Here is a 13,953-nt window from a genome sequence, read left to right as displayed (position 1 = left end):
TAACTTTAGTACTTCTTACCAAATAACCAATCCATTTGATTGCATGAAACACCTAAAAAATCGCTTACAATCCGGAGAAACCTTAATCGGTTGCTGGTTGAATTTAGGAAGTTCGGTTACAGCCGAGATCGTAGGGCTCTCCGGATTTGACTGGGTGCTAATTGATTTGGAGCATGGTGCAGGGGAGCCGAAAGACTTGCTGCACCAGCTTCAGGCACTCGAACATACCCGATCCACAGCCATTGTGCGGGTGGAGAGTTACCAAAAAGAACGCATTCACCGGGTATTGGACCTGGGTGCCGAGGGGGTCATGTGCCCTCGGATTTATTCCGCAGCAGAAGCCCGCCTGGCCGTCAGCGGCATGCATTACCCGCCCCTTGGAATTCGGGGGGTGGCTAAAATGGTTCGGGCAACTGGCTTTGGAAAGGATTTTGCCAGCTACAAATCCGGCACTGCCGAAAACCTGCTGGGCATCATCCAAATAGAAACCAAAGAGGCGCTGGATGAACTCGATGAAATTGCGACAACTCCCGGTGTTGATGTGCTGTTTATCGGACCGGCAGATCTTACCGTTGCCTTGGGAATTGACGGGGATTTAAATCATCCCCTGTTTCTGGAAGCGGTTGACCGGATTGTGAAAGCAGCCAAAAATGCTTCGAAAGCCGTTGGAATTTTAATCTTCGATCCTGCGGATTTCGAAAAATACCGGCGACAGGGGATCCAATTGATCGCCTGCGGTTCGGATGCCACCTTTGTGGCAGCAGGTGCCCGGGAATTGCATCAAACGCTAAGCCAGTTTAAAAATAGCCCTTCATGATTCAGGATCCCTTTTTCATTTTACTGGTAGGAATGCTGATCGTGGTTGGGGGGATAATCGGCGGAAAATTAAATCCGTTTATCGCCCTGCTTTTGGCGGCATTGGTGGTGGCCTGGATGACACCTGCTTCGGCCATTGTGGATTTTGCGCTAAGCAAAGGGCAGTCTCAGGCCGCTGCAGAGGCCCTTGCACAGCGTTCTATAGGCGAGCGAATTGCTGATGCTTTCGGAAGTACCGTCGGCAAAATCGGAATATTGATTGCCATGGCCGCCATCATCGGTAAATCCATGCTGATGAGTGGAGCGGCAGAACGGATCGTACGCTCCATCCTTGGATTGACGGGCGAGAAAAACGCACCGCTGGCTTTTTTGAGTGGTAGTTTTTTTCTGGGAATTCCGGTGTTTTTCGACACGGTGTTTTACCTGATGATCCCACTCGCCAAAGCGATGGCCATGCGGCTCAAGGAGAGTTACCTGTTGCTGGTCCTTTGCATTACAGCAGGAGCAGCGATGGCCAATTCCCTGGTACCCCCCACTCCTGGACCTCTTTTTCTGATCGCAGAAATGGACATTCCCATCGGCATGATGATGGTAGGCGGCTTTTTGATCGGCCTGGTTACCATCGCGGCGGGCTACGTTTTTGCGGTTTGGGCAAACAAACGAAATCCGATTCCCTTGCGCGATTCGCTGGATGCTCCGTTGAGCGAAATCCAATCGCTCGCAGACAAACCGCAATCCCAATTGCCTGGGCTAGGCCTGGCGGTTTCCCCTATTGCTATTCCGCTGCTGCTCATCACAGGAAGTGCGTTTATCAGCACGTTTTGGGGAATGGATTCCAGTCAAACTTCTCCGGTTTTTTTTGACTTGATTCATTTTCTTGGCGAAAAGAACATGGCGCTGATCCTGGGGGCGATGGCAGCCTTGCTCACGCTATTTTTGCAACGAAACAAGCAGGAAAAAGGAATGAAGGGGGCTGTACAGGCCGCTCTGACTAGCGGGGGGGTGATCATTTTGATTACAGCGGCCGGAGGCGCTTTTGGAGCCATGTTGCAGCAAACCGGAATCAGCTTGAAAATCGCCAGTCTAACTGAAGGATACCAGATGGCCCTGATACCCCTGGCTTTTTTTATCACCGCATTGGTACGAACGGCCCAGGGTTCCGCTACGGTCGCCATGATTACCGCTTCGGGCATCTTGTCTGGCATGTCGACGGCGGGGTTGGATTACCACCACCTGTACCTGGGGCTATCCATTGCCTGTGGCTCCAAACTCATTCCCTGGATGAATGATAGTGGTTTTTGGATCGTATGCAAGATGAGTAACCTGACCGAAAAGGAGGCACTCAAAACCTTTTCCCCCTTATTGACGATCATGGGCTTGGTAGGCTTACTCACGATCATGCTTGCCGCAAAAATACTCCCTTTGGTATAAAATATATGACTTAAACCCATTCGAAAGATGAAAAATTTCCTGAAAAATCAGCAGCGTAGAAAATTTGTCAAGCTAGTTGCATCCGGAACAGCCGGAGCATTTGCTACCGGATCCATGGTTTTTGGGGCCCAGGCAAAACCTGATCGAAAGCCCACCAATCCGGCGGTTCCGAAGAAAAAAGTATTGATGAAAGTAGGCTGCCAATCCGGCGGGACAAGCGAGGAGAATTTGGCCTTTAAGGCCCGGCACGGGGTTTACAACCTGGACGGAGGCATGCCCAAATTTATCGAGGGCAAGGGTTGGGATCTGGAAGACTCCCTGAAAAAGCGGGAGGCCTGCGAAAAATACGGTATCAACCTGGATGCCTATCACTTACCCCTGACTTCTGCGGGCATTGATCGGGTGATCATTCCCCACATCATGATGGGCAAGAGTCCCGAAAGAGACCGGGAAATCGAAATGGTGCAACAGATGATCGAAGTGGCTGCGAAAACGGGGGTCAAGTTATTGAATTACAATACGACCATACTGCCCGTATTGCGAACGGGTAGAACCATTGACCCCACCCGGGGATTCGCCTCCTACAGCACCTGGAATTACCAGGAAGCTCTGCAACGGGAACAACAGTTGACCAAGGCAGGCAGGGCAGACGCGGATGAAGTTTTCGAAAGAATTACCTATCTTTTGGACAGAATTCTACCGGTAGCCGAGGAGTATAAAGTCAAATTGGGCAATCATATCGCCGATCCGCCGGTACCAGATGCCTATAACGGCATCATGCGCTGGAACAGCCCGGAGGTGTTCGAAGGCATCAAGCGATTTGCCCAATTGTACGACAGCCCGTACCACGGCTTTAATTTCTGTATCGGTTCCATAGCCGAAGGCCTTAGGGACCCTGCAAACGAAATTTTCCCCATAATCGATTGGGTAGGAAAGCGAAAACAGATCTTTAACGTGCACCTGAGAAACATAAAAGGGAATTATAATAATTTCCAGGAAGTCTATCCGGATAACGGGGAGATGAATTTCTTTCAGGTGATGCGGGCGCTGCGGGATGTAGAATTTGATGGCATGGTCATGCCCGATCACGTGCCCCAGCACGAAGCAGAAGGAGCAGGTTTGCAGGCCTTCGCTTTTGCTTATGGACACATTATTGGGATTCTTCAGGCGCTGAAAGACGAGGCCTGAAAGGATTCCAGATCGATTCGTTTGCCCTTGAATAGTTAATTTTAAGATCAATAAACGAGTAATTGTTATGAAGAAAGTAGGATTTATAGGGTTGGGAATCATGGGAAAACCCATGGCAATCAATTTATTGAACGCCGGGTACGAACTGCTGGTACTCGAAAGTAGTAAGGCAGCCGGAGCCCTAACAGCGAAAGGAGCAAAGGCTTATTCCACCTCTAAAGAGCTATCAGCGAATGCCGATATTGTCATCACCATGCTGCCCGATTCTCCGGAAGTATCGGAAGTGGTATTTGGCACGGATGGAGTACTTGCAGGAATTCGGTCGGGGACTGTGTTTGTAGACATGTCTACGATCGCACCTTCTACTGCCCGTGAGGTAGCCACAGCCATGAAAGAAAAGGGCGTGGAAGCGCTGGACGCTCCCGTTTCCGGAGGACAGGTAGGGGCCGAGTCGGGCAATCTTTCCATCATGGTTGGGGGAACCGAACAGGCATTCGAGGTCGCAAAGCCGCTTTTTGAAGTCATGGGTAAAAGTGCCGTTTTGATAGGGGATGCAGGTGCGGGACAGCTGACAAAGGCCTGCAATCAGATGATTGTCGGAATTACCATTCAGGCGGTCGCTGAATCCTTTTCGCTGGCGAAAAAAGCCGGAGTGAATCTGGAAAAGATGCGGGAAGCCTTATTGGGTGGCTTTGCCCAAAGCCGTATCCTGGACTTGCACGGACAGCGCATCATTGATCGGAATTTTGAACCTGGTTTTAAAATCAAACTTCACCGCAAGGATATGAATATTGCCTTGATGGCGGGTAAGGAATTTAACGTACCCTTGTATGGATCCGGGCTGGTTGCCAGCCAAATGGATGCTGCCCTGGCCTTGGGATTCGATGAAAAGGATCACAGTGCCCTTGCGCTGCTTATGGAGAAACTGAGTGGTATTGAATGAGTTTTCGCATCGAAGAAATACAGGAATGATTCAAGAACAATCAGGCAGAGGTCCGCGGATTCGTGCCGTTCGGATTACGCCCATTGCCATTCAGGACCCCCCCTTGCTCAATGCGGCCGGACTGCATGCACCCTTTGCATTACGGACGGTAGTGGAACTGGAGACCGAAGATGGGGTAATCGGCATCAGCGAGATTCCCGGAAACGAAGCCACGAATCAGGCATTGGAAGAAGCTTCCAGACTAGTAATCGGGAAGGACCTATACCAATTGAATAAACTCCAAAAGGAGTTAGAAGCCTATTTTGGTAAAGATTCGGTAACAGATAGGGGAGATGCGCCTTGGGATCAGCGAAAATTGGTCCACGTGTTTTCTGCCCTCGAGGTGGCTTGTCTGGATTGTATCGGAAAATTGGTCAATCGCCCGGTAGTAGACCTTTTGGGAGGCAGAATGAGGGATTCGGTCCCCTTCGCAGCCTACCTTTTTTTCAAATACGAAGGAGCCGGCGGGGACTGGGGATTCTCAAAAGATCCCGGCGCCCGGGGATGGGACGCTGCCCGGCAGGAGGCAGCGGTTGATCCGCAGGGCATAGTAAACCAAGCCATTGCCATGTGCAAGGAATATGGATTCCAGTCCATCAAGCTGAAAGGGGGGGCCTTTGAACCGGAATTAGAAGTAGCCTGTATGCAAGCGCTCTATCGGGAATTTGGTCCCGCGATGCCCTTGCGTTTTGACCCAAACGCCATTTGGAAGCCAGAAACCGGCTTGAAATATGGGAAAGTAATGGAGCCCATCCTGGAGTACCTGGAGGATCCGGTAAGGGGGCAGGAAAATATGGCCTGGCTCCGGGGACAAATCAAAACTCCCCTGGCAACGAATATGTGCACGACTTCGTTTGACGAAATACCCTCGTCCATCCGTCTTGGTTCGGAAGACATTATCCTTAGTGACCACCATTTTTGGGGTGGGTTACGCGCGTCCATGGAGCTTTCTCGGGTTTGTAATGTATTTGGCAGGGATCTATCCATGCACTCAAATAGTCATCTGGGCATTTCCCTGGCGGCCATGGTGCATTTGGGTGCGGCGCTTCCACAGCTACGCTATGCCCTGGATACGCATTACCCCTGGCAGTCCGAAGAAATCATCACCGGTGGTCGACTTGCGTTCGATAATGGGGCGGTGCACGTCCCTTCGGGTCCCGGACTGGGTGTGGAATTGGATAGAGATTCCCTGCAAACGCTCCATCAGAATTATCTGAAATGTGGCCTTAAGAAGCGGGATGATCAAGTCGAAATGCAAAAAGTTCATCCCGATTGGACCTTTCAGAAAATCCGCTGGTAATGTAAAAAAAAATGCAGTAGTAGGGGTAAATAGAATCGAAGGAAATGATTTTTATAAAAAACAATCCGTTAGCCATGCAGAAGTATCTCCTATTTCAGGTGATTACGCTTGCCCTCCTCGGCGGTGTAGGCCTGGAGCAGATTCAGGCCCAGCAAGTCAGCAAAGAGGAACTGCTTTTTTTGACACCCGAATGGACCGGGGAGCGATTTGACGATGGCCGGCCCAGAGTACCGGATCACGTATTGGAACGGATGAAAGAAGTTACCCACGAGGAAGCCTGGGCAGTGATGAAAAACGAGGGCTACCGGTATCAGTACGCAGAAGGCTGGGTTACCATCAATCCGGATTCGGTCCTGGTGGGCAGGGCCTTGACCGCTACGTTTATGCCGGGTAGGCCGGATATTCACGGAGCTATCGACAAGCGTGGGAAGGAAGCGGGCAAAAAAGGACAAAATGCCTGGCCCGTGGACTTGTTGGTGCCGGGAGACGTATACGTGGCCAATCAATTCGGGCTCCATATCGGTGGTCCCACGATAGGCGATAATGTAGGGAATGCGATATACACCAATTCGGGAAACGGGATCGTGTACGATGGAGCGGTTCGGGATATCAACGGGCTCAAGGAGATCGGTGGTTTTACTTCCTATTTTACCAGCTACCACCCCTCACACCACAACCAATCCGGTGACTTGAATACGATGCTTACGGGGATCAATACGCCTACCAAAATCAGACAGGTTACGGTCATGGCGGGCGACGTGGTTTTGGGCAGAGACGGCGCTGTATCCTTTATCCCTCCTCATTTGGCGGAAAAAGTGGTCGTCACTTCTGAGATTGTCCGGCTTCGGGACATGTTTGGGCACCAGCGAATCCGGGAGGGTGTCTACACAGCCGGACAGATCGATACCCGGTGGGCAGACGAGATCGAAAAGGATTTTTCTCAATGGCTGACCGATCGCATGGATGATTTACCTGTGCCACGGGAGCAGATTCAGGAAATCCTGAAAAACAGAACCTGGTAGAACCAGAACGCATCGACGCTACCCGCCAAAAGGTTCTGGGCAGCATGCGTTCGTTCAGGTAACAAAAACCTTAACTAACCCTTTTTATGAAAAAAAAAGTCAACAGAAGGTCCTTTTTATCTAAAACCGCATTGGCGGGGCTGACGGGAAGCGCCTTTTTTTCCAATTTTGGTTCAGGCCTTACAGCTGCCGTGGAAAATATGCCCCAGGCATCCAATCCCTCCGACCTGAAAATCACGGACGTTAAGTGTGGGTACGTAAGAGGGGCACTTTATGTAAAAGTATACACCAACCAGGACGTTTGGGGCTGTGGAGAAGCGGTGGATGCCATCCATGGCACCTATCACCTGGTCAAACGTTTAGGAAACCAACTCAAGGGGGAAAATCCTTTGAACCCCAATCGGCTGGCCGAACAACTGCGAAAGGGGGCTTTTTTCGGAGGCGCTCAATCCGGCGTATTTGTAGCCGTCTTGACGGCGATCGAAACGGCACTTTGGGACATCACCGGTAAAGCATTTGGCGTGCCGGTGTACCAGCTGTTGGGCGGAAAATTCCGAGACAAAATACGCGTTTACTGCGATACGGCCTTGTATACTGCGACCAATCCCAGCCCGGATGACTACGCCAGGGCGGCCAGAGGAGCGGTGGATCGGGGCTACACCGCCGTCAAATTCGACGTGGACGACGGAAGGGACCCCAACAAATACGATCGCTTTAACTGGACAGCCAGTCCAAAGGAGATTGACCGCATGTACGATGCCATCGCTGCAGTCCGACAAGAGGTAGGCCCCGGAATTGATGTTTGTGTGGACATGCACGGGCGCTACGATTTCATCACCGGCGTGAAAATGGCCCGCATGTACGAAGATCTGGATTTGATGTGGCTGGAAGAACCCATTCCGGCAGATAATCCCGATTTGTACAAAAACCTCACGCAGCAAACCTCAACACCCATCTGTACTGGGGAAAATGTGTACCTGGCCTACGGGTTTGTCAATCTGCTTAGTCAGGGAGGCGTAGACATCATCATGCCGGATATCCAAAAAGCCGGTGGACTAGGAGAGGCCCAACGTATTGCCAACCTGTCAAATCTTTATTACGTGCCGTTCAGCCCCCACATGGTGGCGTCATTTCTGGGGGCCATGGCTGCCTGCCACGTTTGTGCCTCGGTTCCCAACTTTCAAATCATGGAATGGCAAATCTACATGGATACGGATCAGATTTGGAAGGATATCGTTACCTATGATGGTCCGCGAACGGAAAATGGATTCATTACCCTTTCTGAAAAACCCGGAATCGGGGTGGAAATCAACGAAGAGGGGATGAAAAAATACGCGGTGAAAGGGATTCCCTTTTTTGAATAAACCAATCACAACCAATATACCCAAAAATCATGAAACCAATGGATAACCCCAAATTTAAGGACCTCTTTAAGGTTCCGGCTGCTCAGGAAAACGTATCTAAAAAGGAAACATCCGCGGAGGTACCCGACAAAATCCCCCAACGACGGGATTTTTTGCAGAAGGCTGGTCTCGGAGGACTGGCTCTGGGTGCCTTTATGTTTCGGCCTATCGAAGAAACGCTGGCCCATACGACAGAAAAAGTAAACCGGTATTCCAATCCATCGGAGTTGCGCATCACGGATCTGCGAATAGCGGAGGTAGCCGGGGCGCCCATGCGTTGCCCCATTATCCGCATTGATACCAACCAGGGCATTTACGGTTTGGGAGAAGTAAGGGATGGGGCCAGTGCCCGGTACGCCCTGGTCCTGAAAAGCCGTATTTTGGGAGAGAATCCCTGCCAGATTGAGCGCTTATTTAAAAAAATCAAGTTATTTGGTAACCACGCCCGGCAGGCGGGTGGGGTATGCGCTGTAGAAATGGCGTTATGGGACCTTGCCGGGAAAGCGTATAATGTACCCGTCTACCAGATGTTGGGCGGAAAATACCGGGATGCCATCCGGCTGTATTCGGATACTACCCAATCCAACGACCCGGAAGTTTTTGCCGACCGCCTTAAAGGAAGGGTAGACAAAGGGTACACTTTTCTGAAAATGGACTTTGGCGTACAAATGGTGCGAAACAACGACGGATCGGTGGTCAACACAAAGGCCTTTGATAAGGGAAATGCCTGGGCTTCGGAATACGGAAGTTATGGTAGGACGGCCCATCCTTTTACAGGCATTCAGCTTACGGATAAAGGAATCGAGGAAATGGTCGCTTACGTGGCGGCAGTCCGAAACAAAGTGGGCTACGACATTCCGCTGGCAGCGGATCACTTTGGCCATTTTGATTACAAGGAATGTATCCGGTTGGGTGAAGCCCTGGAGCCCTACCGTTTGGCATGGCTGGAGGACATGGTCCCCTGGTTCTACACGGAAAAATGGAAACAAATCACCGATGCGATCAAGACGCCTACGCTTACAGGAGAGGATATTTTCCTGAAGGAAGAATTTATCAAACTAATCGATGCCCGGGCAATCGACATGATTCAACCGGACCTCGCCTCCTCTGGAGGTATCTTGGAAACAAAGAAAATCGGAGATTATGCCGAGGAGCAGGGAATTCCCATGGCCATGCATTTTGCGGGCACGCCGGTTTCCTTTATGGCAAACATCCACTGCGCGGCCGCAACGGAAAATTTCCTGGCCCTGGAACATCATTCGGTCGACATTCCTTGGTGGGAAGACATGGTCAAGGACATTCCCAAGCCCTTGGTAATCGACGGTTTTGCAAAGGTGCCGGAAGGACCGGGTTTGGGTATCGAACTCAACGAAGAAGTGATCCGGCAGCACCTGGTGGAAGGTACCGAGTATTTTGCGCCCACCGACGAATGGGACACCGACCGATCAAACGACCGTTGGTGGAGTTGATTTCCGCGGGGAGCATGGACCTTTCCTGTAAATAAGGTAGGAGACAGGTTGTATTATTACGTTCTTTTGCACAATTTGACATGAATTAACCATTTAATCCTAAAATGATGAAGAAAATTGCATTTATTTGTTTCGTTTGGCTCCTGGTGGGAAGCATACAGGGTAATGCGCAGCAGATTTCACCCACACCCGAACAAATCAGAGCACTTACCTCTGAATGGGATGGGGAACGTTTTGCTGACGGAAGGCCAAAAGTTTCTGACCAATTGCTTGAAAGGCTAAAATCCATTTCGATGGAGGAGGCCTGGGGGATCCTGCGAAACAAAGGCTATCATAATCAATTTGAAAACGATTGGATTATACTCCACGAGGACCAGGTAATGACCGGCAGGGCCATTACCGCGCAATACATGCCCTTCCGGGAAGATGTAAACAATCTGGTAAAGGAAATTGGTAAGGAAGAAGGACGTGCACAATCCGGAGGTACCAACTCCTGGCCCATTGATGCACTGGTAGATGGCGACATTTATGTAGCCGATGGATACGGCAAAATTGTCGACGGTACCCTGATTGGAGACAACCTGGGGAACGCCATTTACGCCAACTCAAAGCGCGGAGTGATCTTTAATGGATCCGTTCGGGACATGGCTGGGTTGGACAAAATCGACGGATTCAACGCCTGGGTAAAGGGACACGATCCCTCCTATATCCAGGAAATGATGTTAAGTACCATCAATTATCCCATTCGTCTCGGCAGGGCAACGGTGTTACCGGGGGATGCCGTCCTTGCGAATAAATGGGGAGTGATTTTTATTCCAGCACATTTGGTAGCCGACCTGGTTATCAATGCAGAATTCACGGCCTTAAGGGATCAATTTGGACACCTCAGATTGCGGGAACAAAAATACACTGCTGGAGAAATCGATAGCCGATGGAGCGAGACCATTAAGGAAGATTTTCTGAATTGGCTGAAAAACAAGCAGGACCTTCCCATGAGTCGGGAGGAACTGGACGCCTACCTGAAGGACAGAAACTGGTAACTGCTGACAGCTGGATCTCCGGAAATGGAGCCTTAACCTGCACCGTTCGTTTTCCGTCCCATTATGGGAGGGAGTTTCAGGAGATACGATGTCGGGATAATTGGGCTCATTGTTTTGAAACAGGGATTTTCTTTCGGGAGAATCCCTTTTTTTGTGGATACTTCTACCAATTTAATTATCTTGGATTTCTTGAGCAAAAATAACCCAAAATCACCATGAGCAACAAATTCATTCTTCTTCGTCTGGCCCTGGCGTTTACTATCTTTTTTTTCGTATTCCCGCCCCCTTCTTCCGGCAACACTGGTTTCGCGGAGAAACCATCCGAACTGGATAGACCCAAGAAATACCTATATGTTGCCGTCCCCGGAATTCGGAATTACCTGGGTTATGGCGGCCATGGGGTGCTCGTCTTTGACATTGAGTCAGGACATCGCTTTGTTAAGAGGATTCCTATGCGGGGGTACGCTGCGAATGGCAAACCCTCCAATGTGAAAGGAATTGCTGTTAGTATTCCCCTAAATAGTCTTTTTATAAGTACCTTGGAAGGAGTGCAACGCTTGGACCTGAAAACGGAGACACTTGTTTGGGAACGGGCGTACGAAGGAGGGGCTGACCGCATGTCCATTTCTCCGGACGGAATGACCATGTATTTGCCTTCCCTGGAAAAGGATTTCTGGAATGTAATTAATTGCGAAACGGGCGATCGAATTGCCACCATTCCCGTGCACGAACGGGCCCACAATACCATTTACGGCCCCTCGGGTTTCTACGCCTACCTGGCCGATATCAATTCGCCTTACCTCCATGTAGCCGATACCCGCTTGCATGAAGTGACCCGTAAAATCGGTCCTTTTTCTCATGGGATTCGTCCTTTTACCATCAACAGCGAGGAATCGCTGGTATTTGTAAATGTAAACGAACGGCTTGGATTCGAAGTGGGAGATTTGCAGACCGGTGAAGTGCTTGCAAAAATCCAGGTGGAGGGCTGGGATAAGGGTCCCGTACGCCGCCACGGAAACCCCTCCCATGGAATTGGCCTAACGCCAGATGAATCAGAGATTTGGATCTGCGACGGGCACAACATGCGGCTGCATTTGTTTCAGGCTTTTCCTCCCTACCAGCAATTGACGACCATTCCGCTTCAGGATATGCCTGGTTGGATTACCTTCAGCTTGGATGGCCGCTTCGCCTATCCTTCCAGCGGGGAAGTCATTGATGTGGAGACACGAAAAGTCCTTCATTTGCTTCAGGACGAGCACCATAATTACGTGGCAAGTGAAAAGATGATCGAGTTGCATCTGCTAAATGGCGAGGTACAGGCGGCAGGGGACCAATTTGGACTCGGAAGAAAACTAACCGTCAGTCAAGAATAACACCAATCAATTCATACATACGAACGCTTTTTAACACATTATGAGCAAAGAAGAAATTATCATTCGGGATCAACTGAAGGAAACGTATGCAGATGTCTACACGAAAGAGGTACTGGAAGCGCTGGGAGGCCTGGCTCCGTTTAACCAGGAGGTAAAAAAACTGATGGAAATTCGGTTGCGAAGGCGCAAAGAGCGTGCACAAAATGGAAAACGCATCGATTTCTTAAACCCCGAGACCAATATTCCCGGAAGCAACATCAAGGTGCAAGATGCCAGAGCGGGTAATTTTGAGGGTGCAGTCATACCGAGTGATTTGCAGCGGCAGTGGATACAAGGAACAGGTCCGGGTGCCAAACCCAACGCTCCCTTGGAAAGTAGCATCCGAAACGTGGCCTATGCGTTGCTTTCGGGTGCCGATGGGTGGATGTTTGATGGAGAAGATGCCCTGGGCCAGGTAACGACCATGTCTCTGGACAATCAGCGGAACCTCAAACTGGCCATCCATGGTTCTCCGGTATTTCTTTCGGTGGCGGAACGGGTCGCCGGGCAAATGAATGCATGGAGCAAAGCGTTTTTTGGCGAGGAAAAAATTACGGATTGGCGATCCCAATTGGGTTTTACTACCAAAATTTTCCGGGCAAGGGGTCTGCATTTGGATGATAGACACATTGAATTGGCAGGCGGGAATTCGTTTTCGGCGGCTATAGCTGACCTCACCTTGTACGTCACCAACAACTACCGGGCACTAATGGATGCCGGGTCATCGGTGGTCCTGTATTTACCAAAGATCCAAACCGCTGAAGAGGCGGGATTGTGGAACCGCCTAATCACCGCACTGGAGGAACACCTGGGATTAGCGATTGGTACGGTGAAAGTATACGTCTTGGTGGAACAATTGGAGGCTACGTTCCAGTTGATGGAAATTCGGGCGGTTTTGGGAAAGCACTTTGTGGGATACAACACCGGCCGCTGGGATTATATCAATAGCGTATCGGATGCCCTATCCTGGGATCAGGAGTTTATCAATCCCAATATAGAATCCATAGGCATGACCTATGGGTACATGCGAAATTACGAAGATAGGGTACGGAGGGCTGTAAATACGCCCGATAGGCAAGGAAACTACGCCTTATGGCAGGGAGGAATGGAACCGAATATCCCGGTTGGATCTGATGCGGGGGTTCAGTCCAGCATGGAAAAGGCGCTGGCCGGAGCAGGAAGAGAACAGCGGGAAGGAGCCAGCGGAAAATGGGTGGCTCATTGGAAAATGGTACACATCGTACGCCCCGTTTGGGAGCGTGTCGGCGAACCAAACCAAATGGGAAGGAAATTCCCACCGCTGGGCTATTCGCCCGAAGATGCGGCCGGATTGGTATTGCTGGAGGAGGCGCCACGGACCATACGGGGAGCAAGGAATCTGCTCAGTGTGGGCTTGCAATATGGGAATGCATTTGGTCAGGGGATGCAGGCGGCAGCGCTAAAGCCGGCGGATTTTTTCGGAAATGACGACGTTCTCTACCTGATGGAAGACATGGCAACGGGCGAAATTAGGCTGAGCATTCTTTGGGAGTGGTTACATAAAAAAGCAGTCATCACGGAAAATGATCCGGAGTCTGGCGTCAAGGCAGGCGATGTATTTACCCTGGAATTATTTGAACGATTACTTCGAGAAGAGTACGATAAATTACTGAATGCCAGTGATAAAGATGTACACGATTCGTCCAAAACCACCACCTTGCCCATTGCACGGCAAATCGTGGACGTATACGTAAAGGATTCCACCAAAATTCCTTGGTTTATTGACTTATTGAATATCAATCTGAACAACTATAACCAAAAAGAAGCGGAGAAGCGGATCAAGCTGTATGTGAAGCACCTGAAAGAAACAGGTCAGCGGATTACAGCAAATCTGGATTTTTCGGCTTGATT

Annotated in this window: 11 protein-coding genes; all 11 read left to right on the top strand. The window is 50.2% G+C overall.

Features of this window, described 5'->3' with window-relative positions:
- The first annotated feature begins 43 nt into the window (after nucleotides 1–43).
- The 11 genes from BMW71_RS04170 to BMW71_RS04120 all read left to right on the top strand — a co-directional run bounded on the left by BMW71_RS04170 (nucleotide 44) and on the right by BMW71_RS04120 (nucleotide 13,951).
- Nucleotides 44–817: an HpcH/HpaI aldolase family protein gene (locus BMW71_RS04170; RefSeq protein ID WP_092169796.1), complete on the top strand. Its 774-nt coding sequence runs from the start codon at nucleotides 44–46 to the stop codon at nucleotides 815–817.
- Nucleotides 814–2,247, top strand: coding sequence for a GntP family permease (locus tag BMW71_RS04165; protein WP_177179565.1), 1,434 nt, complete (start codon nucleotides 814–816; stop codon nucleotides 2,245–2,247). The genes BMW71_RS04170 and BMW71_RS04165 overlap by 4 nt, the downstream gene beginning before the upstream one ends.
- Before the next feature lie 27 nt (nucleotides 2,248–2,274).
- Entirely contained in the window at nucleotides 2,275–3,435 is a 1,161-nt protein-coding gene (locus BMW71_RS04160) for a mannonate dehydratase (RefSeq protein ID WP_092169793.1), read from the top strand.
- Between the two features lie 67 nt (nucleotides 3,436–3,502).
- Nucleotides 3,503–4,378 carry a 2-hydroxy-3-oxopropionate reductase gene (locus tag BMW71_RS04155; RefSeq protein WP_092169791.1) on the top strand — a complete coding sequence of 292 codons (876 nt, stop codon included), beginning with the start codon at nucleotides 3,503–3,505 and terminating at the stop codon, nucleotides 4,376–4,378.
- Nucleotides 4,379–4,403: 25 nt separating this feature from the next.
- Entirely contained in the window at nucleotides 4,404–5,717 is a 1,314-nt protein-coding gene (locus BMW71_RS04150; RefSeq protein WP_092169788.1) for an enolase C-terminal domain-like protein, read from the top strand.
- A gap of 74 nt (nucleotides 5,718–5,791) precedes the next feature.
- A complete protein-coding gene (locus BMW71_RS04145) occupies nucleotides 5,792–6,739 on the top strand; it encodes an RraA family protein (RefSeq protein WP_218145555.1) in 948 nt (315 codons plus the stop codon).
- 86 nt (nucleotides 6,740–6,825) lie between these two features.
- Nucleotides 6,826–8,103: a mandelate racemase/muconate lactonizing enzyme family protein gene (locus tag BMW71_RS04140; RefSeq protein ID WP_092169782.1), complete on the top strand. Its 1,278-nt coding sequence runs from the start codon at nucleotides 6,826–6,828 to the stop codon at nucleotides 8,101–8,103.
- A gap of 38 nt (nucleotides 8,104–8,141) precedes the next feature.
- On the top strand, nucleotides 8,142–9,611 hold the full coding sequence (locus BMW71_RS04135; RefSeq protein WP_092170291.1) for a mandelate racemase/muconate lactonizing enzyme family protein: 1,470 nt from the start codon (nucleotides 8,142–8,144) through the stop codon (nucleotides 9,609–9,611).
- Nucleotides 9,612–9,718: 107 nt separating this feature from the next.
- Nucleotides 9,719–10,651 (top strand): RraA family protein, encoded by a 933-nt coding sequence (locus BMW71_RS04130; protein ID WP_394333677.1) that lies wholly within the window; start codon nucleotides 9,719–9,721, stop codon nucleotides 10,649–10,651.
- Nucleotides 10,652–10,866: 215 nt separating this feature from the next.
- Complete coding sequence (locus BMW71_RS04125) at nucleotides 10,867–12,024, top strand: YncE family protein (protein ID WP_244891071.1); 1,158 nt, start codon at nucleotides 10,867–10,869, stop codon at nucleotides 12,022–12,024.
- Between the two features lie 40 nt (nucleotides 12,025–12,064).
- Nucleotides 12,065–13,951, top strand: coding sequence for an aldolase/citrate lyase/malate synthase family protein (locus BMW71_RS04120; protein ID WP_092169777.1), 1,887 nt, complete (start codon nucleotides 12,065–12,067; stop codon nucleotides 13,949–13,951).
- Nucleotides 13,952–13,953: the final 2 nt, after the last annotated feature.

It is taken from the genome of Cyclobacterium xiamenense (assembly GCF_900109255.1).
GTDB lineage: Bacteria > Bacteroidota > Bacteroidia > Cytophagales > Cyclobacteriaceae > Cyclobacterium > Cyclobacterium xiamenense.
The sequence above is the reverse complement of the archived record's forward strand: the minus strand, read 5'-3'. Positions and strand labels throughout refer to the sequence as shown.

Coding starts and splice junctions, on each gene's coding strand:
- BMW71_RS04170 (WP_092169796.1), top strand. CDS start 44: ATGAAACACCTAAAAAATCGCTTACAATCCGGAGAAACCTTAATCGGT.
- BMW71_RS04165 (WP_177179565.1), top strand. CDS start 814: ATGATTCAGGATCCCTTTTTCATTTTACTGGTAGGAATGCTGATCGTG.
- BMW71_RS04160 (WP_092169793.1), top strand. CDS start 2,275: ATGAAAAATTTCCTGAAAAATCAGCAGCGTAGAAAATTTGTCAAGCTA.
- BMW71_RS04155 (WP_092169791.1), top strand. CDS start 3,503: ATGAAGAAAGTAGGATTTATAGGGTTGGGAATCATGGGAAAACCCATG.
- BMW71_RS04150 (WP_092169788.1), top strand. CDS start 4,404: ATGATTCAAGAACAATCAGGCAGAGGTCCGCGGATTCGTGCCGTTCGG.
- BMW71_RS04145 (WP_218145555.1), top strand. CDS start 5,792: ATGCAGAAGTATCTCCTATTTCAGGTGATTACGCTTGCCCTCCTCGGC.
- BMW71_RS04140 (WP_092169782.1), top strand. CDS start 6,826: ATGAAAAAAAAAGTCAACAGAAGGTCCTTTTTATCTAAAACCGCATTG.
- BMW71_RS04135 (WP_092170291.1), top strand. CDS start 8,142: ATGGATAACCCCAAATTTAAGGACCTCTTTAAGGTTCCGGCTGCTCAG.
- BMW71_RS04130 (WP_394333677.1), top strand. CDS start 9,719: ATGAAGAAAATTGCATTTATTTGTTTCGTTTGGCTCCTGGTGGGAAGC.
- BMW71_RS04125 (WP_244891071.1), top strand. CDS start 10,867: ATGAGCAACAAATTCATTCTTCTTCGTCTGGCCCTGGCGTTTACTATC.
- BMW71_RS04120 (WP_092169777.1), top strand. CDS start 12,065: ATGAGCAAAGAAGAAATTATCATTCGGGATCAACTGAAGGAAACGTAT.